The organism is Thermococcus sp. GR6 (assembly GCF_012027415.1).
In the GTDB taxonomy this organism is placed as follows: domain Archaea; phylum Methanobacteriota_B; class Thermococci; order Thermococcales; family Thermococcaceae; genus Thermococcus; species Thermococcus onnurineus.
Genome location: NZ_SNUM01000002.1, coordinates 82,920 through 105,181 on the forward strand (window position 1 = coordinate 82,920; position 22,262 = coordinate 105,181).

Below are 22,262 nucleotides of genomic sequence, written 5' to 3' on the forward strand. Positions count from 1 at the left end.
TTCTTATGGTGGGCCCGCGGGGCTTCGAACCCCGGACCTCCCGCTTATCAGGCGGGCGCTCTGACCAGGCTGAGCCACGGGCCCGCGAGAAAGGTTCTGGTGCCCCGGCCGGGATTTGAACCCGGGTCGCGGGATCGAGAGTCCCGCATGATTGACCGGGCTACACCACCGGGGCGTGTCCGAAATTAGGGAGGGAAGAGGATTTAAAAAGTTTTCGGTGATGGGAACAGTGACACCCGGACACTAACAGAGGCCAGACACGGGGGACTACAGGGGAGAGATTGAAAGACCAAAATAAACTAGCGTAGAATTCCAGCCACAGTGGATGATCCGAACGTCATTAAAATGCCCCTTCCGATGTCCAAAGGGGAACATTATTCAAGTTTCAGCATGAATAGTGGTCTTCAAGTACCATAATGTTAAAGAAATGTTCTAGTCTGACACCCTTCGGGACGATTCTCATCAAATAACGTTCTACATGCGAACCAAAATATCCCTCATGGTTAGAAAAACTTAAAAGGGCGCAGACAATAGAGGTTACTTGAATCTCATGTATATATATGTTTTAAATCGTTGGTAGTATCGCTAAAATTTGGAAATACTGCAACGATGTCACCGGTGGGATTTATGTCACATAATATCCTGATTGCCATTCCAGCGTACAATGAGGAGCTGACGATAGGCTCAGTCGTTGCCCTTTCTAAGAGGTACGGTGATGTTCTGGTAGTCGATGATGGTAGTAAGGACAAGACCTATGACATTGCCCTTTCTGCCGGGGTCCACGTGATAAAGCACCCCCGGAACATGGGGAAGGCCCAGGCCCTTAAGACGGCCTTCAAGTATGCGGCAGAAAAAGGCTATGACGTCGTGGTGTGTTTGGATGCCGACGGGCAGCACAACCCCGAGGAGATACCCAAGCTTCTTGAGCCCATTCTGAACGGTAAAGCCGACATGGTCATAGGGTCAAGGTTCCTGGACGGAGCTAAGAAGAACATACCCTTCTACAGGAGGTTCGGTCTGTGGATTCTGAACGCCACCACGAACGTGAGCCTGAACGGGACTCTGAAGATCACCGATTCCCAGTCGGGCTTCAGGGCTATGAACAGGAAAGCCCTCGGTGAGTTGATGGAGATAAGCAGCAACGGCTACAGCGTGGAGAGCGACATGCTGGTGCACCTGGCGGAGAAGGGAGTGAGGATTAAAGAGGTGCCGATAACCGTCAGGTACGACGTCCCGAACAAGCACAAGAAGAACCCGCTGAGCCATGGGGTTGGAGTGCTGGCGGATCTTGTGAGCCTAATAGGATACAGGAGACCTCTCTTGCTCTTCGGGACGTTGAGCCTCGTTTCATTCATTATCGCTACCGCTCTTGGATACTTCGCTTTCCTGCCTTACTACGAGGAGGGCACCGTCTATCTTACCCCTGCCATCGGCTCGGGGGTCTTCGCGATAATCGGGATACAGCTGTTCGTTGCCGGACTGACGCTGAACGTGCTGGCAAAGATGGTGAGGGAGTGATTAAAATGAATTCCGCAGTCCCAAATCCTGAGGAATTAAATAAAAAAGAATTAATGAGATATTGGGGATACAGTGGAACATTTGGAACTATTAAATATTACCTAAAGCTGGTGTGGTATGTTATCCTAGATACTCTAGCAAGACACAGCCCCCATCCTGGATTAGCAGTAGTTTTTCACCGCCTTAGAGGATCTAGGATAGGGAAACATGTATATATTGGCCCAAATGTAGTAATAGACTTCTTATATCCCGAGCAGGTTGAAATTGAAGACTACGTAAGTATAGGTATGAACACAATGATATTTGCCCATGCTAATCCGACCAATTCTATAGAATTGAAGCTAAATTTTTATCCTAGGATCGTCAAAAAAACAAAAATTAAAAGAGGTGCATGGATTGCACCAGGATGTATAATCCTACCAGGAGTCACAATAGGAGAAAACAGTGTTGTTGGCGCAGGAAGCGTGGTCACTAAAGATGTACCGCCGTATACCGTAGTTGCAGGAAATCCAGCAAAGGTTATCAAACACCTACAGCCAAAACCTGAGGTGAAAGATAGTGAACTTTGAACGTATAGCTGTTATCGGTTCGGGAACAATGGGGACAGGCATTGCACAAACATTAGCAACATATGGGTACCAGGTAGTTGTAATGAATAGCAAAAAGGAGAGTCTTAAAAAATGCACGGAAGATATTTCCCATAACTTGGAGAAAATGGTACAAAGAGGTAAAATAGACCCAAATAAAAAAGAAGAGATACTTCAGCAGATAAAAACTACATTGAATCTCAAAGAGGCCATTGAAAACTCTGATTTGATAATTGAGGCTGTTACAGAGAACTTCAATGTAAAGCAAGAAGTCTTTCGCAAAATAAGTCTTTATGCTTCTGAAGAAAGCATAATTTCTTCAAATACCTCTAGTCTTAGCATAACACAACTTTCAAAATATGTAAAAAAACCAGAGAGATTTTTAGGAATTCATTTCTTTAATCCTGCCCCCATTATGAAACTGGTCGAGATTGTAAAGGGGGAACAAACTAGTGAAGAGTATATTTTAGAAGCTTACAAATTTGTACAAACTTTAGAAAAGACTCCTATCCTTGTCCATAGAGATATTCCTGGATTCATTGTAAATAGAATACTCGTTCCTACTATTATTGTAGGGATCCACGACTTGAAAAATTGGAGCAGGGAGGAAATAGATTGGGTGATGCACCATAAATATGGATTTCCAATGGGAGTTATAAAATTGGCTGATTTTATCGGTTTGGATGTTGTATATTACATCAACGAGAATATTGATTTGATAAAGACCCCAAAAACTTTGAGAGAGGTTGTTAAAACCAGAGGGCTTGGGAGAAAGACGGGGATAGGATTCTATAATTGGAAAAACGGATCCCCAAAAATAATAGCGCAATCTATGACTTATCCAGGCCTACGATTGATCTCTGTAATGATTGCTATCGCGACAGAGTTGGCACATTTAGACGTAGCTAAACCCAAGGAAATAGACACTGCGTTTAAATTGGGGACAAATATTTCCGAGGGTCCTTTTGAATTCCTAAAGGATCAAGATCTTGAGAAGGCAATGGGCATGTTAAACGATCTCCATAGGGAGTTTAAATCGCCGATATTTGATGTTTCAAAATTCCAAGAGCGGATCGAGAGTTTGCTATGATAGGTGAGATATCATGATATCAATAACAGTGGATGTGGAATACTGGTGGTGCAATGAATTCCTAAAAAAATACTTGCCAGACAACAAAAAAATATTAATCCACAAAACAGTGGATATTATGTTATCCCTATTTGAAAAATACAACGTAACAACAACGTTTTTTGTTCTTGGAGATGTTGCTGAAAAATACCCAGAAGTTGTTGAAAAGATTTATGAAAAAGGTCACGAAATAGGCTCCCATGCATATTCTCATGAACCATTATACCGACTTACTCGACAAGAAGTCGAGAATGAGATAAGACGAACCAACAAAGCAATATATAAAATCACGAAAGAGAGACCTAAAGGATTTAGAGCACCTCATGCTTCAATAACGAATGAAAACAGATGGGTGCTGGATATTCTCAAAAAATATTCGTTTGTTTATGATTCCAGCATATTCCCTGTTAAAACTAACCTGTATGGCATTCCAAATGCACCATTAGATCCATATTTTCCCTCTAGTGAAGATATAACAAAAAATGATCCAAATGGATGGCTTCTGGAAATACCAATTAGCGCAGTTAGGATATTTAAATTTAGAAGACATTCTGTAAACTTGCCTGTTGGCGGAGGATTTTATTTAAGGACATATCCTTTGTGGCTGATAGAGAGAGCAATTAAGAAGATACTTAAAGAGGGACGGCCCTTTGTGGCTTATGTTCATCCTTGGGAGTTTTATGATAACTTGCCCAGGTTAAATGTGCCATCATGGGTGAAGTTTGAGGCATATCATGGAACCGGAACAACCTTCCTTAGGAAACTTGAAAGTTTATTAAAAGAGTTCCAAACCAAGCCAGTAGGTGATATAATTGAGGAGTTTTGAGAAGTACAAACTATAATTGAGAAAACTGGAGGGAGTTGGATGAAGATTTCAGTCCTCGGACTTGGATATATTGGTCTCCCAACTGCATTACTTTTTGCTTCAGCGGGACACGAAGTGATTGGTGTGGACGTAGACACAAGAAAAGTTGAATTATTGAACAAAGGGAAACTACCATTTCAAGAGCCCGGATTAGAAGGGTTCTTTGAAAAAGCAATGCCCAACTTTAAAGCAACAACACAGGTTGAAGAAAGTGATGTATTTCTCATAGCCGTTCCCACACCTTTGGATGAGTATACAAAAGCAGCAGATTTAAGATATGCACAGTCAGCTGCCGAAATGATATATCTACACTTAAGAAAAGACAACCTCGTGATTTTAGAATCTACTGTTCCTCCCAAAACTACAGAACGCATTCTTATCCCTATACTCGAAAAGAGCAGGTTAAAAGCTGGGAGAGACTTTTATGTAGTTCACTGTCCCGAAAGAGCTATCCCCGGAAAAACAATCTATGAGATGGTACATAATGACAGGATAATTGGAGGGATAACTAAGGAATCTGCAGAACTTGCCAAGAAATTGTACTCCTCTTTCGTTAAAGGAAATATTTATATCACAGACTTAACAACTGCCGAGTTTGTCAAACTAATCGAAAATACTTACAGGGACGTAAACATCGCTCTAGTTAATGAGCTTGCTCAGATAGCTGAGGAGTACGGAATTAACATTTGGAACGCTATTGAGCTAGCCAACAAGCATCCGAGGGTAAATCTCCATAAGCCTGGACCGGGAGTCGGTGGACACTGCATAGCTATTGATCCATGGTTTGTCATTCAGAGTTCCTCCAATGGAAAAATTATTGCACTGGCAAGACATGTCAATGATACAATGCCTAACTACATTCTTCGCAAAGTTAGGGAGATGCTAAAAGACATTAAATATCCCACAATTACGGTTTTAGGTGTAGCATACAAGGGAAACGTTGATGATGCCCGCGAAACTCCTGCATTGAGATTCATAAAGCTGGCAGAGAATGAAGGGTTTAGGGTTAAAGTTTATGATCCGTTTGTAAAAGAATTTGAATATCCCATCTTAAGCTTGGAAGAAGCTGTAAAAGACAGCGATTGTATAGTTGTAATAACTGATCATGAGGTATTTAAGTTCCTCGACCCTGAAAAGATAGGTCAGCTAATGAGGCATAAACTTGTCTTTGATGGAAGGAATATCTTAGATCATAAAAAATGGGCAGAAGCAGGATTTAATATTAAAGTACTTGGAAACAGCAAAGAAAGGTGAACGCAATGTACGACTTGTGGATACACATCACTAATACGCCACAAGTTTTCTTTTTCTATTCTGTTATTAAAGATATTAGAGAGAAATATTCAATATTCATAACTTCAAGAAAAAGGGGAGAGACATTAGAACTCATGAAAAACCTTAAATTGTCGGGAAAAGTTGTTGGAAAAGATTATAAAAATCCCTATATAAGGTCGATATCCGTCGGACTACGTTCATTGAACCTATTAATTAGAACACCAGACTTTAAGACTGCAATTGGATTCGAGACCGCGGAACAGATATTAACTTGTAAACTCAGGCAAAAAAAAGCAGTTTTATTTTTAGATAACGACATAAAACTCCTCGGAAAAGCCTTTTTCCAGAAAATGGAGACCCATATAAAGAAAATGGCAGACTATTTCATTGTGCCAGAGTGTAGTAAAGATAACTTTGCTTGGGCTTTTGATGAATCTAAAATACTGACTTATCCTGGATACAAAGAACATGTGTATATATCAGAATATACCCCAGATGAGAACTTTCTGAGTAATATCCCATTTAAGGAATACGTTGTAATTCGACCAGAATCTCTCACTTCACTTTATGTGTTGCACAACTTTTCTCTTATTCCTAGTCTACTTGGATTATTTGAAAAGGAGGACATTAATGTAATATACCTTCCCAGAGAAAAAGAGGATATGCATCTATCAAAAAATTATAATAATGTTTATATTCCACCAAAGGTGCTAAACGGATTGGACTTGGCATACTATGCAAAAGCTGTGCTAACGGGATCAGGAACCATGGCCAGGGAAGCAGCAGTGCTTGGAACGCCAGCTATATCTTTCTTCCCTGGGGAGCGGTTGCTGGCCGTTGATAAAGACTTGGTGAACAAGGGCAAAATGCTCCATTCAAGAGAACCAGAGGAAATTGTGGAGTATGTATTAGCGAATTGGAACAAGAAACGGAAACCAGAGTTTGAAAAAGCCAAACAAGTTAAAAAACAAGTAATCCACTATATAAACGATATAATAGGGGATTAATATGAATACCCGAATATTCTGGGACTCTCTCAACTCCCTATACTCTTGGGTAAAGAGGGAGAGATACTTGGGTTGGGATCCCTACGATGGGCTTAGTGGAGAAATCTCCAGAAAGTTTGCAGATAAGAAATTATTGAATATCACCATGATCCAGTTGAACTTATATTCACCAGTCAATCTCAGGCCTTTATTGAAGATAAAGAAAGACCGCGCGAATAAAGCGATTGCATTGTTTTCACGGGCTTATCTGCATCTATATCAAATAACAGGGGACTCAAGTTTTAAAATAGAAGCAATAAAACTCCTAAAAGAACTGACAGATAAAAATATATCAAAAGATAAAAGTCAGTTTGCCTGCTCAAGCTATTATTTTGAATATATTGCACCCAAACATCGTTTAGCTCCTGAGATACCAGATATCATCTGCATAACTGAAGCAATAAAATCCTTCATATTAGCCTACGAAATCTTAAAGAAAAGGAGATATCTAACACAATCCAAGAAGGCGATAAATGCTCTCATTGACAATTTGTTCTGTGAAGATGATAAAAATGAAGTGACATATTTCAAGTACACACCTTACGAAGAAGACAGGATTGTCTTTGATGTCTCCGCTCTTGCACTTGAATCAATCTCGGAATTCCTAAGGTACTCCCCAAATCAGGAACTTGTGAACATAGGGAATAAAGTACTAATGTTGCTCATAGAGTATCAAGCAGATAATGGAACTTGGCCATTCTCTTATTACATTCCAAAAAACTCATATTATTGGCAAATAGATTACCACCAAGGCTTCATAATTGATGGGCTGGTTTCATTCTTGCCATATACGAATAAACAGCTCAGACAAAAAACCCGCAGAGCTATAGAACAAGCGGTTTGGTTTTACAAGTACAAACAATTCAATCCAAGAGGATGGTCTTATTACCGATATCCAATAAAGTACCCGATAAATATACACAATCAAGCTCAAGGCATAATAACTTTCACAAAGTTGTATCGTACGTTTGGTACTCTTGAGTACATGGACTTCGCTAAAAGAATAGCCATATGGACAATAAGGAATATGCAGGATCCAACTGGATACTTTTATTCCCATATCTGGCCAGGCTTAGTCAATAAAATCCCCTATATGAGATGGGCTCAGGCTTGGATGATGCTGGCTCTGTCTACCCTCATCAAAGAAGAGATATCGCAGGAACAAGGTGATATTACTAAGTAGGGGGAACATAAAATGTGTGGCATTAATGGGTTTTCTTGGAGTGATGTGACTTTCGTCAAAAAGATGAATCAGGCTATCCACCATAGAGGACCAGACGATGAAGGAGTTTACGTTGATGAAAACGTCAGTCTGGGTCACGTTAGGCTTTCTATTATAGATTTATCTCCTAAGGGCCATCAGCCCATGAAGTATGAAAAAAATGGAAAAGAAGTCTGGATTGTCTACAACGGGGAGATTTATAATTTCCAAGAAATCAGAACCGAGTTAGAACAAAGGGGTTATACATTTAATTCTAATACTGACACAGAGATCATTTTAGCAGCTTACTTAGAGTGGGGAACCAATTGTGTCGAGAAATTTAATGGCATGTGGGCGTTTGCAATTTATGACAAAACAAAAAACATTCTGTTCTTTAGTAGAGACAGATTTGGGATAAAGCCCCTATACTATTACTATGATGGCAATAATATCATATTCAGTTCTGAAATCAAGGGAATACTAGTCCACCCAATTGAAAGGAGACCTAATGATGCAGTAATATTTGACTACCTATACTACAATCTACTTGATCACACTGAAAATACATTTTTTGAGGGGATTAAAAGACTAATGCCAAGCCACAGTGCAATTTTTGACATAAAAACTAGAGAATTAAAAATCTGGAGATACTATGATTTAAAGAACAGAGTTATGAGGAAAAAAGAAAAGGACGATCCTAAAAGGTTCAAGGAACTTTTCTTCAAAGCAGTAAAACGCAGGCTTCTCGCGGATGTTCCAGTTGGCCCCTGCTTAAGCGGGGGCATTGATAGTTCAAGTATAGTCTGTGTTATGAGAGAATTAGCGCCCAACGGAGAAATCAAAGCGTTTTCCTTAGTGTTTCCCGGCAAAAACGTTGATGAGAGCGAATACCAGCAAGCAGTAGTGGAGAAATGTAACATTGAATGGTTTAAGACAACTTTCACACCCACAGACATTCTAAACGATTTAGAAGACCTTGTTAGAGCTCAAGAAGAACCTTTCTTATCCTTAAGCGTTTATGGTCACTACAGAATTATGAAGCTTGCTAGGGAAACCGGGATGAAAGTGCTCCTTGATGGCCAGGGAAGCGATGAAATTTTAGCAGGATATCACTCTCTCTTTGCATACTACTATTATGAGCTGTTCAAGAGCCTAAAGTGGAAAACTCTCCTAAGAGAGATTGTGGCATATAAACAGAATACAGGATCACTCATGGCAGTTAAATATTTCATAGGACTTATGTTGCCCAAGAAACTCCAGAAATGGATTATTAGGAAAAATAATAGTGACTACCTCTCAAGGGGGTTTTTGTCTAGATTTGAAGAGCTCCGAACCGATGCGAGGCTTCAGAAGAAAGACCTTAACACAGCCTTGATGGAGTTAGTCATAAATAACCTCCCATACCTTCTTAGATTTGAAGATAAGAACGCTATGAGGTGGTCCATTGAAACCAGAGTCCCATTTTTAGACCCAGAGCTTGTCGAGTTCGTTCTGGCCACTCCCAGTGATGCAAAGATAAGGAATGGTGTAACAAAGTTCTTATTGAGACGAGGATTAAAGGGGATAGTCCCTGACAAGATTTTGGATAGAACCGACAAAGTTGCATTTGAAACACCTGACCAAGACATGGCGGCATCTTCGGAGGTTAAAGAGTTCATTGAGAAAATTATCACATCTGAACGTTTCAAAAATAGGCCATATTGGGACTGGAAGAAAGTTTACAGATTGTACACGTCCAAGAGGGGAAAAGGAGTTCTTATAGGCGATCCATTGTGGAGAGTGATAATCACTGAAATGTGGCTTAGAGTGTGGATTGACACTGAGGAGGTTCCCTCATGAAGCCGAACAAGATTAGCCTTTATAAACCAGTATTCATAGTAAGTATATATAGAACCGGCTCAACATTGCTCCGGAATATTCTTGACAAAAATCCCTTTATTGCCATGATCCCCGAAGAAGTTCATCTCTGGAATCCTTACCTCTGGAGGAAAGATGTAGTGCAACTATGCAAAAAATCTAAATTAAATAGTCAGAAGGATATCGAGAACCTTATAGAGATGCTTTTTTCAAAAAAGTTGTATGGGCCCTTTTGGAAAAGAATTGATGAGTACAATATTCAAAAAGATCAAATATTAAACCAAGTTAAAATACTCTTAGAACGAAAAGTTAAGCTCACATGTGTTGATATTGTAAATCTAATTTTTTTAGAATATTTGCGTCAGACAGATAAAATATTCCTTGGAGCAAAAAATCCTGTTTATGCCTCAAATATTCAACTCCTTGAAGAGTTATATCCAGGTTGCAAAATAATCTATCTTATTAGAGACCCAAGAGCAATTTACTTATCAAAGACAAATGATGAATTTTCCAGGAATTTAAAGAGAAAAATAAATTCTAAATCCCTTTCTAATCTCTTTGACTTCTTGACTTTAACACGAGTCATCTTAGAGTATACTTTGCTATTTAAGACATATAAAAAGAATAAAAATAAAAGAAACTTATACCTGGTTAGATATGAGGATATAGTCACATCACCAAAAGATACCATTAAAAGAATATGTGTTTTTCTAAACGTTCCTTTCAAAGTTAGTATGTTATACGTAACAGGTAAGCCTTCCAGTATTAATCAAAGAGCATCCAGAAGAAGTATTGACCCCAAAAGCGCATACCTCTGGAAAAAGAGGATACACCCCTGGGAAAATTTGCTGTTAACACGCATATTATATAAAAGCATGAAAGAATTTGGATACATCAAAGAGAGTGATAGAGCATGATTAATATAATAATAACAATAGATTATGAACTATTTGGAAATGGTCGAGGAGATGTTCGGAAACACATTATTGATCCCACGGACCGGTTGATCTCTATTGCTAGTGTGTTTAATGTCCCTCTGACCATAATGTTCGAGGTATTTGAGTACATTCACTTTGAAAAATATAACAAGCAACTACAAAACGACTTGGGATACAGTCCAAAAGACCTAATTAAGAGCCAAATAAAAGAGGCGTATTTATTAGGAAATGATGTACAACTTCATATCCATCCCCAATTTATGGATATGCAATATAGGAATGGCAAGCTCGTTCCAAGGAATCCCCAATTGTCGGTTTTTGATTTAGATGAACATCAGACATATAAGTTAATAAAAACCGCCAAAGAAAAATTAGAATCATTAATCCCCTCGAGTAACTTCAGATGTCTAGCTTTGAGATTAAGCAATATGGGATGGATCGAAGCTCCCCCTCATGCGGCTAGAGCTATGGAAAAATTGGGGATAAAAGTCCACTCCCTCTCAAGTGTGTGTGCACCTGTAGGAGAGAAAGGATATCTTCGATTGTATGATACTAGTGTTTATGAGATACCAATCTATACAATTCCCTCAAGATTATACTCATTCTTGAAACCTAGATTTTTACTGCCCTTGCTTTATCTGTGGTTTTATGATCCTCCCTTCTCTGCGACTGCAAGTCCAAATATAGGAAAGGGTAAATATTCCTCTAGGTTATCCTCCTATAAGAGGGTTAGTATGAAATGGGATTTATCAAAATTATCATGGAGAGATATGATAAATATGCTGGACCATGCCATTAACCATTACAATTACCAAGAGAATGAGATTCCTTTGATTATGATTGGACACACTAAAGACTTTTTCAATGATCATAATTTTAGGAGGTTCCTTGAAGTTGTTAACCAAAAATACGTTCCACAAAATATCGTAAGGTTCACTACTCTTGCAGAGTTCATAAAAGAAAATCTGTAGTGGTGGGTACAATGCGTGTATTGATGGTTGGCACGGTTAGAACAAAGAAATCTGGAGGAATGGCAACACATACTGAAGAGTTAATATCACATTTAAGAGAGTTAGGTATTTATGTTGAGCACTATAAAACAGCTCCCTCTAGGGAATATCCTCCAATAATAGATAAGACAACTCGACTTTATACCCGAACCATTGGATTGTCTCTCAAATTAATAAAAGATTCAAAGAAATTCGACATAGTACATATACAGGTTTCTGGACCGATGGGCGGTTTTATACCCGCAGTTATTGGGGCATTTTGGAAGAAGATGCTAAGATTTAAACTGGTTGTAACTTTCCATTATGGACAAAATGAGAAGTTTCTAGCAAGGTATAAGCGATTTTTTAAATTTGTTCTGTATAATGCAGAAATGTTTTTTGTAGTTTCCCAAAGACAGTGCCAGGATATTACAAGGATACTTGGAGATTATGAGTTACAAAAAATAGTGCTAATACCTAATGGATTCAACTCAAAATTGTTTTATCCTCAAGATCAAGATGTATGTAGAGAACGGCTTGGTTTACCTCAAGACAAAAAAATAATTTTGAATGTTGCCAACCTTTTTCCGGTTAAACGACATGTAGATTTGATAAATGCAATGAAGATAGTCACAAGCCAACGAGATGATGTTATATGCTATATTATCGGAGAGGGACCCGAGAGAAAGCGCCTTGAAAACTTAATAAAAACAAACAACCTCGAAACAACCATCAAACTTGTTGGATCAAAACCCCACGAGGAAATCCCTCTTTGGATGAATGCCGCAGATATTTTTGTGTTGCCGAGCTTGAGTGAAAGCTTTGGCATAGTTCAAATTGAGGCCATGGCCTGTGGAGTTCCTGTCGTTGCTACAATAAACGGGGGAAGTGAAGAGATAATAACCTCCGAGGACTACGGCTTGCTATGTCCACCGACCAATCCGGAGTGTCTCGCAGAGAAAATCTTAATAGCTCTCGACAAGAAATGGGACAAGGAGAAGATAAGGAAGTACGCAGAGCAATTTACATGGGATAAGATTGCAGAACAAACAGTGGGGATGTATAATGAGACTCTCAAAGTCAAATAGCCACATTCTCTTTAAAATTCTTAGCATTTTTTATTTCTTGTTCCTGATAGCCTCTTGGGTAATTTACCTGAATCGCTCGAGTCCGTACGTTAGGCCAAGTTCTTTCTTTTGGATAGTATCATCCATGTCAAGTTTAGTCTCTCTACAAATTGTACTTTTGAGAAGGAATAAAATCGAAAAAGTGCTGATATTCATGGAGATTATAATGCTCTCATTTTTATTCACACTAACCCAACAAGCATTGTATAAGACGGTTCTAGGTAGAGACTCCTGGACTCATTGGGCACTAATTTCCCAGATATTAAAAATGGGTCATATTCCAAATTATGAAACTATAAAAACCCCATATGTATGGCTTCCAAACTTCCATACATTTATAACAACATTAATGTTAATCTGTAGTATGACTTACAAATGGATGTCCTATTTTTCTATTGGGATGACAACTTTGATTTTGGAAGTAGTGATTACATACAAACTCGGACAGTACGTTTTTAAAGATAGTAAATTGTCCCTATTTTCCATTTTGCTTTTGGTGATTTCTGATAATGTTTTAAGCATGGTGGGGAGAAACATAATCCCTAACTCTATAGGAGTAGCAATTGCTCTTTTAGTGTTTTATCTTCTTTTAAGAAGTGAATTAACGACAAAGATAAACTTTATGCTTGCTTTCTTTATTATAAACCTATCCCTACTACATACAGTAAGTTATGTCTTTATGATAACTCAAACTTTATTTATTTTATTAGTCAACATGCATAATATGAGTGCTAATCAAAGAACAGAAATCATAAATAGATTATTTGTACTTATGTGGACTGTTGCCATTCTTGTCTGGGGGTTTATCTCAGGATTTTATTTAAACGTCTTTATACTCTTCATTAGAAAATTACTGATGGGCCCTGATATAAGCGGATATGAATCATCTTTAAGTATTCCATTTAAGTTCATTCTTTTAGGAAGAGCGGGAATGATATTATATTTCATTCTTGCTGGGATTGGAATTTTATGGTATTCTTATTTCAGATTCAAAAAAAAGAGCTTAAGCAGGATTCAACTAACACTATTGGGTAATAGTGGATTCTTTGTGGGTTTCGGAGCTCTTACGTTTTTGATATGGCCAGGAATCGCCCATCGGTTTTGGTACTACGGTGAAATACTAGGGAGCTTCTTTGTGGCATATGTGTTTTATAAAGTTATAACTGGTTCAAGAAAAGTCGGAAAGATTGTTACCCTAACGCTAATTTTCCTACTTTCTTGGTTAATGTTGGTGGCGTCTGTCTCCAATGATGATAATCCATTAGTGAAGGCATACGCGATAAGAACTGGCTGGCTCGATTCCGAACTTCAGACAGGAAAATTCCTATTACGTAATGCAAACGATACATCAGTAGCCTCAGACTGGGATTATATAGTCGATTTAAATAACCTTAAATGGGTATTTGAGGGTATATCTTTTACTCCTCCAAGATATGGAGACATTGGATGGATTATAAAAGCAGAATTTCCAAAAAGTTTCTCAGAAGTATTTGAAAATAGCGAATATATATTCATATTCAGGAAAAATCTTGTTCAAGACAGACTATTCGAGTTAGGCCCCTACTGGGGAAGAAGACAACACCTACCCCTAGAGCAGGAGGTATTCAATATACTCAAAGAGGGATACTGGATAAAAGACACGATTTATACTACAAAAAGTGTAATCGTATGGTATTAATAACAAGGATTACAGCAAGTACAAAGAGATACGTGCCTGTCCATCCATACCCAACTCCAACAATCCCAAACATTGGAACCAGTAGATAGCTCAGCCCAAGGAAAAGGATGGCCTTCAGTATGTATATCGTTGCAACCTCTCTGACCCTTTTCTGGACGTTCAGGATAGTAACGTAGAAGTTCACCACAACAACCAAGAACCCAGAGAGAGTCACAATCCTTAACAAATCAAGTCCCCGCACGTACTCAGGCCCGAAAAAGGCCAGAATAAACTTTCCAAAGAACCACACAAAAATGGAAACAGCTGCAAGATAGGCGTAGCTAAAAATTATCGCCTTTTTCAGTACCCTTTTCATGTTAGCCAGCCCATGGCTCCCTTCTACAAAAAAGGACATGTTTATAGAGTTGGGGACTATGAGCAGTAGGTTTCCCATAGCAAAAGCTATGAAAAAATATGCTGCCTCTTCCTTACTGAGCATCGTTAATACAATTGAAGGCATCAAATAATTGGGAGCAGTGTCGGAAATGTTCGCTATGTAGTTACCGAGAGAGAATCTGAATGCACTCGACAGGTACTCTCTATCGACCGAAAGCGTGATGTGATCTTTAAGAACCAACCCAACATGAACCAGACCAAATAGTAAGCCAAGACCAAATGATCCTATTATACCAGACACGCCAAGCGAAACAAGAAAATACAATAAAACAAATCGAAGCCCAAAAAGGACATTCTGAATGAATCTATGATTAGCTTTTCTCATTGCTATTGCGGCAGTTCCAAGAATGTTGGATGCTGTGCCTATAGCTGATAATGCAATGAATGCCAGCGTGAACTCTAAAGAGAATACCTCGGAGAAGTTCTCAGAGTTTCTGACAATTAAAACGTAAGCTCCTGAAACAATGAAGGCAAAACTCGCCGAGACGACAAGGGCGCTTCCTATAGCACGCTCCCCGTACTCTGGGTAAAATCTTATCAGCGCAGTGTTTAGACCAAGCATTGAGACTCCAAAGATGAGGTTAAGAATTGACACTAAAGAAGATGCTACACCAACGTCCGCAGGAGAATAAACCCTTGAGGCAACGTTCCAGAACACAAAACTTGTAACCGCAGTAGTGAACATGGCTAGCGTTATATACAAGGAATTTCTGTAGAGAGGACTTTTGAGATTTTTGAGTTCACTTTTAATTAAGTCCGCTACCATGCACAATCTCTCCATGTTGTTCTTCAGTACCGGAGCATTGTGAATCCGTCTTCTGGCAAAGCCTTTTACCAATACTATCCCAGAAAATAAAAACCTATCGTGCTATGAGAAGAACATTATCGGCACTGTTTGGAGGAGAAGCCTAGCACGAATCCATCTTCTTCCATGCAAACACTGAACGCCCCGGCAAAAACAATTCCCGTACCCCTTGCAATCTTCTGCAGGGCCTGGCTTGCCTCGCTCATTGGATTCCACCCATTGGTTACATGAGCTACCTCAAGCAATTCAAAGTTTTCATATATAGCCTTTTTGTCCGGCCCCCCAATTCTCACAGGTCTTTAACTGTTGCTTTCACCCACTGCAGGGGATTACCCAAAACAAGTAAAAATCAGGTACCTCCAAGAGCCCCCCCATATAATTAAGATAAAACTCCCATCATCCAAAGAGCACGGTACAAAAGTACACGGTACATCCAGATGTACCCTGTACCGCTGTACCCTGCTTTTTTCATCTCCCTAGAAACGTCTCTTAATATATAACCCCACAAAACCGTTATGTTTAATACTCCGTCTTGCAGCCCGTGCCTCGGGTGTATACTTTGGATGGAAGGTCGAACCGTGCCTCCAAAAGTAAGGCCTTCTCTGTCCAGGAACGCCCCCTCAGGAGCAACCCGCTCGAGCCAGACTACTACAGGCAGTTCCCCGAGATCTTCGACGGACGGCGCTTCCGTCTTCCGGAGGACGTGGCCCATCAGCTGACCAACAGCGAGCTGAGATCCCTGAGAAAGCTGGAAATGGGCAAGACGCTCTCTCCAAAGGATGCCGACATAATCCTGTCCCTCGTCGAGAAAATCCGGCGGCACCGCCGCACCCTGGAGCTGTCTGATGAAGAAATGCTCAAGCACGTTGCTGTCATCCAGGGACACGTCCAGAAGGCAAACCGCGAAAACCCCGGCCCGTGGGGAGAGACCTCCTTCTACAACATGCGAAGGATGGTCCGAGCATACGCGGAAATGAACAGTCTGAACCTCGCGACACTCCTCGAGGAGGCCCTTTCGAGGAAGCTCATCAGCCTCGAAGAGTTCTCCGAGCTGGTCTACAACCTGATGAACGCCCGCAAGCACCTCAAGGTAGGTGACAAGGTACGTCTTGTAGACGGCAGCCACCTGTGGATTACTGGAACAGAACCATTTCCTCCGCAGGGTTCAAACCTCCGCCGGCAGGGTGAAGGAGGAGGCGCTCTGACACCTCTTTAGCCTCGCTGTTTTTCATTTCTTAAGAAGCCAGACAGCGAAAAAAACGCTTCTCTGCACAGCCCTGGACGGCCGGTGAGTTTTCTCATGCAGGATTCAAAATCTGACTTCCTCCCCTCCCCGAACTGCGAGGCTTTCGGAAGAAAAAGATAAAAAATCAGAACACAAGATCCACGAAGGCTCCAAGCTCTTCCTGCTCCAAAGGTATTTCTTCACCCTCGCTGTCAACAGCAACGTACTTGCTGTTCTTCATGAACACTGCATAAACTGGAACCCCGAGCTTTTCCTCCAGCCCGGCCATGAACTCAATGTCCTCCTCCGATGGCTTTTTTGACAAGAATATCAGGACGCCCGCAATCCTGCCGTTTTTGAGTACAAAGAACGCCTTTCTGGTCTTTACTGCCAATTCAAGGTCGAGTGCAAGCCTTGCAAGGCTCAGAACATCACCCACAACGTCCTCCGGAAAGTACTTCAGAACGAGCCACCTGCCCGCACCTTTTGGTACACCAGTTAAACCTTTCGCCGATGCTCTCCTGGAGACGGTTTTTTGTTTATATTGCATTTAATTGCAGATTTTTCGCCATTTTGGTGATTTTCCAAGGGAGTTATATTTAATTGCCCACGATGAACTCCGTATTTTGCCAAAACTTGAATGGAGGTGCAAAGGCCATGAACGGGTTTGAAAAACTGCTCGAAAGAATGTTCGTTCCCGGAGACATAATCGAGGTCAGGGTGCTATCCAGGCGCGGCGGCAAGGGGCATAACATCAGCACCGCCAACAGGGTTCGGCACTTCAGGTACCCTGACGACCTGAAAGCAATGGCTTCCTTCATTGAGAACGCACGACGACGAATTGAGGAGGGTACCTGGGCGGCTCACGGCGTGTACTTCAGCGTCAACCCAAGGGCGAGGCTCAAGAAAGACTCGCAGGGCAGCGGTGAAGAGGACGTCAAGTACGCCCCAACGCTCTTCGTCGACATCGATGTGTTTAAGAAAAAGATAGGCACGGAGGTCTGGATCTCGGTTGACGGCATAAGGGTTATGCCGACTAAGGAGTGGGCGGCCTCCAACAAAGAGACTGCAAAGGCGTTCCTCGAAAGGCTCGCAGTCGAGCTGTACTCCCGCCTCGCCGAACTCGAGATGGCGCCGCAGATAATAACGGACAGCGGCTTCGGGCTGCAGATGTTCTTTGCACTTAACCCGCCAATAGAGAGGAGCGAGGAGTTGCCCCCGATAGAGAGACAGAGGGACTTCAGGGAGCGGTACCGGGACGCCTTCAGGGCCCTCAAGACGATCATTGCAGACGCCATGAGGGAATTCCTCGAAGTCGAGGCGGGGGAAGGGATTGACGCCGGCCAGTTCATCGAGAGCATGGTCGATGATGCCGTTGCGGACGTCGCCAGGGTTGCCCGAGTGCCGGAAGTTCCGAACTCCAAGCTCGCATACATCGTTGAAGACGGCCAGTTGAAGTTCGATCCCGAAGGCCTCATGGAGACGAGGGTGCTCTTCATCGACATCGAGGAGAACGAACTCTTTAGGCACGGAGGGCTTGAAAACAACCCCCTCGACACTGAGGCGCTAATCAGTATGGCCAAGAAAGTGGAGCGGGTGAAGACTTCCAGCAGGGTTAAAGCCACAACCACTATGGAGTTCAGGGACATCGACACGAAGATGGTGGAGCTCCTGGAGCAGAGGGACTTCCCCCGCATTATGGAGAGGGCCAGAGAGCAGGGCATCGAGTTCGTTGAGGTGGAGGATGAAGACACGGTAAACCTTCTCGTAAACAGAATTCTCAGGATGTACCCGCCTGAGGGTATCAGGCACAACTTCTTCCTGCAGTTCCCGAGCTTCTTCATGCTGAGGGGCATCGGGCCGAGGACAACCGTAGAAGTGTTCATCAAGGCGTTCAGGGAGGCGGTAACCCTCGGGTGGGACGAGGAAGGGGAGCTGATGGACCGACTCAGGGCGCTGGTGGACGCTGTTGTGAACTTTCTCAGGTGGAAGCTGGGGGAGAAGTTCCCCAGGCCCCCTACGGGGTGGAGGAGCATAGTGTTTGCTCAGGAGGGCAGAAAGGTCGCCCCCCACTGGCTCCCCCTAAGGAGCATGCTCGCCCAGCTCCCGGAGGAATGGAAGGAGCGGCTGGATATACAAACCTCGGGCGAAATCGACGTCCAGGAGCACGTGGTCTCAACGATACAGTCGCTCAACATGCTGCTCTCAAAGGTCAGGGGCAGCGCCAGCAGGAGATCACGAACGGGCAAGAAGCAGGACTCATCTAATATCCTAACTGAAAGTCTGAAAGACCTCAGAAAGAGGCTCAATTACAGCCCAAAGACATTACACGAGGAAGTGCTCTACGGCCTGGCTAGCGCTCTGGTGAGTGAGGAAGACAGAAGGGAGGAAGTCATCAACCTCTGGAACGAGCTCTTGAAGGAGTACGAGAGGATATTCCTCTCTAAAGAAGGGCCAGTAAGATCTGTCGTGAAGCTAAGGAAGGAGAAGAACACCGGGCCCGCCACCACGGGGCTCCTTTTAATACTGAACAACGGCAGAAGAGACATCGTGGACGTGCCTACCCAAAACGGGGCAGTGCTGTCCATCGAAGAGGACAACGTCCCGAAGCTCTTAGTGGGCAAAGAGAAAAAGCTCCCCGACCCGCGCCCATTTGTAAGGTTGAACGAGTTGATGAGCACGGCTGGCGTAACTCTCTTCCTTACACAGGAGAGGGTAATAGAGCTGCTAGCGTTGATGTTCGGTATGGACAGCTTGGAGTTCGAGGCGAAGCATTCCAAGGCCGCCAAGCTGCTCCTGAAGGGTTACTACTCCCTCGTCTACAGAAGCCTGATTTCAGTAATAGACCTCTTGAAGTCCATGGCAGTGATAGATGTCTCAAGCGACCAGGAGAAGGCCATCAGGCTTGTCCTGGACATCATAGCACTCACCCCTATTGAGGCCGCGAGTAGCGTTTCCAGCGCGGACACGATGGTCATAACTGCAGTCCGAGGCGAAGACAGAGTGGACCTCGTGGTCCCGCTACACGTCCTCATCGAGCGGTTCAGGGAACTCAAGACACTGGCAGGGGGCCTGAAATTCGACAGCGTCCTCGAAGTGCTGACCAAGGTGTTCTCAGCCAAGGAGCTTTATCTCAAGGCGAGCAACGAGAGGTTCCTCGGCAAGGACAAAGTGTACGTGATCAAACTGCAGAGGATCCTCGACGTTGCCAGGGCCTTTGTGCCAGACGCCGAAGGCTTCGAGAGGGCCCTGATCAGTTCCATAGAAGAGGCCGAAGAGAGGTACAGGAGAAGGATAAACGACCTGGCCCAAAAGTTCGCCAGGGCCCTTGTGGGCTACGGTGAACTCGAGTTTGAGCGAGTTTACGCGACAACTGGGGATGTAGCGACCGCCAGGGAAGTGTTCAAACGCGTGAGGGAGCTGGCCGAGGAGAAAGGCCACATAATCAGGGAGGAAGAGAATCCTCTGAGGCTCAAGATACAAGAGGACGACATTGAAGAGGTGGAGTATATCACCGTCCCCAAGGCCGTTACGGGGAGTGGTGAAGAATGACGAAGGAGTTCGTCCTCATAGGCCCGCCAGGGACGGGAAAGACAACGCACCTCATTTCCATCTTCAAGGCGCTCACTGCAGGTATAGTACAGCAGAGCGACATTGAGCGTTCGAAAAAAGTCCTTGGGGGGTGGGTGGACGGCGAGAGACGGTACCGGTTGAAAGAAGCTCTCTTTATAACGTTTTCGACCTCGGCAGAGAACGAGCTCATCAGCAGGATTACGGGGGAGCCCGTGGTCAGCAGGGCCAGGAGAACAGGCATCACCAACCAAATAAGAACAATACACAGTACGGCGACCACGCTGCTCATTTCTGGGACACCCGAGCTGAGCGAGATGACAGCTGAGGCCAGGAAGGCCACCAAAAACCTGCTAAACGAATTCAATGGGAACCCCTTTGCAGCATTTGCGCGGGAAAATAGAATCCCGTACGACCCTACCGGGGAAAGGATAAAGGTCGGCAACGCCGCGGAGAATCTCTATACTAAGATCATCAACACGCTCCCTATTGAGGAGCTGATGGTTCTCCAGGAGAAGCTGTTACAGTCCCCGGACGAGTTCCTGATGGAGCTGAGGGGCATCGTCCCGGCAAAGGCCTCCCTGGAGGCATCAAGGCTGAGTTACCCCCTAGAGAACACGAAGATACCGTGGATCATCGACCGCTACATTGTCTGGAAGTGGGAGAACAATGTGTTTGACTTCTCAGACGTCCTGCTGCACGCATACCTCGGGGGCTACACCCCGTTCGGTACGAAGCTACAGCATATCAGGTTCCTCTTACTTGACGAGGCCCAGGACTTCAGCCCCCTGGCGTGGAGGCTGATAAGGTACCTTAAGAGGGTCAACGGCATCGAGCTTGCCGTGACGGCAGGCGACCCCCTCCAGAGCATCTACAGTTTCCAGGGCGCGGACCTCACCGAGTTCCTGAGGTTCATGGAGGACATTAAAAACCACGACGGCAGGATACACGTGCTGGACTACTCGAGGAGGCTCACCCAGAACGTGAAAAACTTCGCGCTCAGCGTGATAAAGGACCAGGTAGCCCTGCTGGAGGAGTACGGCATCAAATACGACTTCAGAGCCCGGGATGAGGAGGCAAAGATACAAATCTACAACGCTCCCGACCAAGACCTAGAAGTCACAGTAAAGCAACTAATCCCGACTATACAGCCATATCTAGACCAGAGGAAGAAGGTCTTGATACTCGCCCGCACCAACGAGATTGTGCACAGGGTTAAGGAGGTCCTTCTCAATGAGGGCATAGGGGTCATGCCCCTCAAGCGAACTAATGATATGCACGGGAGAGCCATGCCCTTCCTTGAGAGGGTACAGGAAGTCCTCGACAAGGAAGTGCTCACCGAGGAGGAGGCATCGTGGTTCCTGAAGTACACAGTCTTCGGTGCGGGAGTTCGGATGGCGACCCCATTAACCAGAGCGCGGACTGTGAGGGAAAACCTCCTGTACCTCGCGAAGGCTGTTCTAACGGGCCGCATCGAGCCAGAGGACATCCAGGGAGCTACAATATATATCGACGGGAGGTTCATAGAGCTCGAAATTCCCCACGACTTCAGGGACGTGGCACTGACGCAGAGCCCGGCATTCCCGGTACCAACCCGTTTGGACATCAGGGCCATACAGAAGCTCTTCGAGAAGCTCAAGTCATCGCCGAAGGAACTCCTGCACATGGGGACGATCGAAAGGGAGTTAGGAAGCAACGCGGCCAGCCTCATCGAAGCAATGGTGTCCAAAGGCAAGAAGCTCGATAACGTTGACATTGTGTACGTTGACACTATGCACGCGTCCAAGGGACACGAGGGCGACGTGAGCATAGTCTTGGATCATAACGATTCGAGCTACCTGACCAAAGACGACCTGAAGGAAGAAGCAAGGCTGCTCTTCGTCGCCATGACCAGGGCCAGAGAGAGCCTTATCCTGGTCCAGACGCGGCATTCTATACTTCCCCGCGTCACCAAACCATCCAGGGCCCCCATACTCGCGAGTGCATCGGTATTGTGAGCCGGCAGTCTTTATATGTT

18 protein-coding genes and 2 tRNA genes are annotated in these 22,262 nt (G+C 43.6%); 15 read left to right on the plus strand and 5 right to left on the minus strand.

The genetic code is table 11. The features are described 5' to 3' along the window. Window positions 1-6: 6 nt before the first annotated feature. Both E3E32_RS06730 and E3E32_RS06735 read right to left on the minus strand, forming a co-directional pair. Window positions 7-84 (minus strand) — tRNA-Ile (locus E3E32_RS06730). A gap of 13 nt (window positions 85-97) precedes the next feature. Next, window positions 98-175: transfer RNA gene (locus tag E3E32_RS06735), tRNA-Glu, on the minus strand. 452 nt (window positions 176-627) lie between these two features. On the opposite strand from E3E32_RS06735, the gene E3E32_RS06740 reads away from it, so the two are divergent. From E3E32_RS06740 to E3E32_RS06795, 12 genes are all read left to right on the plus strand, one after another. Continuing rightward, complete coding sequence (locus E3E32_RS06740) at window positions 628-1,518, plus strand: glycosyltransferase family 2 protein (RefSeq protein ID WP_167731094.1); 891 nt, start codon at window positions 628-630, stop codon at window positions 1,516-1,518. Between the two features lie 296 nt (window positions 1,519-1,814). Further along, window positions 1,815-2,087 carry an acyltransferase gene (locus tag E3E32_RS10230; protein WP_255453216.1) on the plus strand — a complete coding sequence of 91 codons (273 nt, stop codon included), beginning with the start codon at window positions 1,815-1,817 and terminating at the stop codon, window positions 2,085-2,087. Then, entirely contained in the window at window positions 2,077-3,195 is a 1,119-nt protein-coding gene (locus E3E32_RS06750; RefSeq protein ID WP_167731095.1) for a 3-hydroxyacyl-CoA dehydrogenase, read from the plus strand. Before E3E32_RS10230 ends, E3E32_RS06750 begins: the two co-directional genes overlap by 11 nt. A gap of 13 nt (window positions 3,196-3,208) precedes the next feature. Then, the gene (locus tag E3E32_RS06755) at window positions 3,209-4,060 is read left to right on the plus strand and encodes a polysaccharide deacetylase family protein (protein WP_167731096.1); all 852 of its coding nucleotides are present in this window, start codon (window positions 3,209-3,211) and stop codon (window positions 4,058-4,060) included. Between the two features lie 39 nt (window positions 4,061-4,099). Beyond that, the gene (locus E3E32_RS06760; RefSeq protein WP_167731097.1) at window positions 4,100-5,353 is read left to right on the plus strand and encodes a nucleotide sugar dehydrogenase; all 1,254 of its coding nucleotides are present in this window, start codon (window positions 4,100-4,102) and stop codon (window positions 5,351-5,353) included. Window positions 5,354-5,358: 5 nt separating this feature from the next. After that, entirely contained in the window at window positions 5,359-6,381 is a 1,023-nt protein-coding gene (locus E3E32_RS06765) for a DUF354 domain-containing protein (RefSeq protein WP_167731098.1), read from the plus strand. Between the two features lies 1 nt (window position 6,382). Continuing rightward, a complete protein-coding gene (locus E3E32_RS06770) occupies window positions 6,383-7,603 on the plus strand; it encodes a hypothetical protein (protein ID WP_167731099.1) in 1,221 nt (406 codons plus the stop codon). A gap of 12 nt (window positions 7,604-7,615) precedes the next feature. Further along, the gene (gene asnB, locus E3E32_RS06775; protein WP_167731100.1) at window positions 7,616-9,460 is read left to right on the plus strand and encodes an asparagine synthase (glutamine-hydrolyzing); all 1,845 of its coding nucleotides are present in this window, start codon (window positions 7,616-7,618) and stop codon (window positions 9,458-9,460) included. Then, window positions 9,457-10,395, plus strand: a complete 939-nt coding sequence (locus E3E32_RS06780) for a sulfotransferase (protein ID WP_167731101.1) — start codon at window positions 9,457-9,459, stop codon at window positions 10,393-10,395. The genes asnB and E3E32_RS06780 overlap by 4 nt, the downstream gene beginning before the upstream one ends. Next, the gene (locus E3E32_RS06785) at window positions 10,392-11,387 is read left to right on the plus strand and encodes a hypothetical protein (RefSeq protein ID WP_167731102.1); all 996 of its coding nucleotides are present in this window, start codon (window positions 10,392-10,394) and stop codon (window positions 11,385-11,387) included. Before E3E32_RS06780 ends, E3E32_RS06785 begins: the two co-directional genes overlap by 4 nt. 11 nt (window positions 11,388-11,398) lie before the next feature. Continuing rightward, window positions 11,399-12,493 (plus strand): glycosyltransferase family 4 protein, encoded by a 1,095-nt coding sequence (locus E3E32_RS06790; protein ID WP_167731566.1) that lies wholly within the window; start codon window positions 11,399-11,401, stop codon window positions 12,491-12,493. 193 nt (window positions 12,494-12,686) lie between these two features. After that, a complete protein-coding gene (locus E3E32_RS06795) occupies window positions 12,687-14,210 on the plus strand; it encodes a hypothetical protein (RefSeq protein WP_167731103.1) in 1,524 nt (507 codons plus the stop codon). Here the strand turns inward: E3E32_RS06795 and E3E32_RS06800 are convergent. Together E3E32_RS06800 and E3E32_RS10190 are read right to left on the minus strand one after the other, a co-directional pair. Further along, window positions 14,182-15,411 carry a lipopolysaccharide biosynthesis protein gene (locus E3E32_RS06800; RefSeq protein WP_167731104.1) on the minus strand — a complete coding sequence of 410 codons (1,230 nt, stop codon included), beginning with the start codon at window positions 15,409-15,411 and terminating at the stop codon, window positions 14,182-14,184. The genes E3E32_RS06795 and E3E32_RS06800 overlap by 29 nt on opposite strands. A 116-nt stretch (window positions 15,412-15,527) precedes the next feature. Then, complete coding sequence (locus E3E32_RS10190; protein WP_255453212.1) at window positions 15,528-15,656, minus strand: hypothetical protein; 129 nt, start codon at window positions 15,654-15,656, stop codon at window positions 15,528-15,530. A gap of 353 nt (window positions 15,657-16,009) precedes the next feature. Between E3E32_RS10190 and E3E32_RS06810 the strand changes: the two genes are divergently transcribed. Then, window positions 16,010-16,666 (plus strand): hypothetical protein, encoded by a 657-nt coding sequence (locus E3E32_RS06810; protein WP_167731105.1) that lies wholly within the window; start codon window positions 16,010-16,012, stop codon window positions 16,664-16,666. 154 nt (window positions 16,667-16,820) lie between these two features. Here the strand turns inward: E3E32_RS06810 and E3E32_RS06815 are convergent, their stop codons facing one another. Further along, window positions 16,821-17,225 (minus strand): hypothetical protein, encoded by a 405-nt coding sequence (locus tag E3E32_RS06815; RefSeq protein WP_167731106.1) that lies wholly within the window; start codon window positions 17,223-17,225, stop codon window positions 16,821-16,823. A gap of 107 nt (window positions 17,226-17,332) precedes the next feature. Between E3E32_RS06815 and E3E32_RS06820 the strand changes: the two genes are divergently transcribed. Both E3E32_RS06820 and E3E32_RS06825 read left to right on the plus strand, forming a co-directional pair. Beyond that, window positions 17,333-20,227, plus strand: coding sequence for a hypothetical protein (locus E3E32_RS06820; RefSeq protein WP_167731107.1), 2,895 nt, complete (start codon window positions 17,333-17,335; stop codon window positions 20,225-20,227). Beyond that, window positions 20,224-22,242: an ATP-dependent helicase gene (locus E3E32_RS06825; protein WP_167731108.1), complete on the plus strand. Its 2,019-nt coding sequence runs from the start codon at window positions 20,224-20,226 to the stop codon at window positions 22,240-22,242. The genes E3E32_RS06820 and E3E32_RS06825 overlap by 4 nt, the downstream gene beginning before the upstream one ends. The last annotated feature ends 20 nt before the right edge of the window (window positions 22,243-22,262 follow it).

What these genes read in the sequence shown, in the direction of transcription:
- E3E32_RS06770 (WP_167731099.1), top strand. Translation starts at nt 6,383, where the DNA reads ATGAATACCCGAATATTCTGGGACTCTCTCAACTCCCTATACTCTTGG.
- E3E32_RS06780 (WP_167731101.1), top strand. Translation starts at nt 9,457, where the DNA reads ATGAAGCCGAACAAGATTAGCCTTTATAAACCAGTATTCATAGTAAGT.
- E3E32_RS06825 (WP_167731108.1), top strand. Translation starts at nt 20,224, where the DNA reads ATGACGAAGGAGTTCGTCCTCATAGGCCCGCCAGGGACGGGAAAGACA.
- E3E32_RS06760 (WP_167731097.1), top strand. Translation starts at nt 4,100, where the DNA reads ATGAAGATTTCAGTCCTCGGACTTGGATATATTGGTCTCCCAACTGCA.
- E3E32_RS10230 (WP_255453216.1), top strand. Translation starts at nt 1,815, where the DNA reads ATGATATTTGCCCATGCTAATCCGACCAATTCTATAGAATTGAAGCTA.
- E3E32_RS06815 (WP_167731106.1), bottom strand. Translation starts at nt 17,225, where the DNA reads ATGCAATATAAACAAAAAACCGTCTCCAGGAGAGCATCGGCGAAAGGT.
- E3E32_RS06740 (WP_167731094.1), top strand. Translation starts at nt 628, where the DNA reads ATGTCACATAATATCCTGATTGCCATTCCAGCGTACAATGAGGAGCTG.
- E3E32_RS06755 (WP_167731096.1), top strand. Translation starts at nt 3,209, where the DNA reads ATGATATCAATAACAGTGGATGTGGAATACTGGTGGTGCAATGAATTC.
- asnB (WP_167731100.1), top strand. Translation starts at nt 7,616, where the DNA reads ATGTGTGGCATTAATGGGTTTTCTTGGAGTGATGTGACTTTCGTCAAA.
- E3E32_RS06785 (WP_167731102.1), top strand. Translation starts at nt 10,392, where the DNA reads ATGATTAATATAATAATAACAATAGATTATGAACTATTTGGAAATGGT.
- E3E32_RS06820 (WP_167731107.1), top strand. Translation starts at nt 17,333, where the DNA reads ATGAACGGGTTTGAAAAACTGCTCGAAAGAATGTTCGTTCCCGGAGAC.
- E3E32_RS06765 (WP_167731098.1), top strand. Translation starts at nt 5,359, where the DNA reads ATGTACGACTTGTGGATACACATCACTAATACGCCACAAGTTTTCTTT.
- E3E32_RS06795 (WP_167731103.1), top strand. Translation starts at nt 12,687, where the DNA reads ATGGAGATTATAATGCTCTCATTTTTATTCACACTAACCCAACAAGCA.
- E3E32_RS06800 (WP_167731104.1), bottom strand. Translation starts at nt 15,411, where the DNA reads ATGGTAGCGGACTTAATTAAAAGTGAACTCAAAAATCTCAAAAGTCCT.
- E3E32_RS10190 (WP_255453212.1), bottom strand. Translation starts at nt 15,656, where the DNA reads ATGAGCGAGGCAAGCCAGGCCCTGCAGAAGATTGCAAGGGGTACGGGA.
- E3E32_RS06790 (WP_167731566.1), top strand. Translation starts at nt 11,399, where the DNA reads ATGCGTGTATTGATGGTTGGCACGGTTAGAACAAAGAAATCTGGAGGA.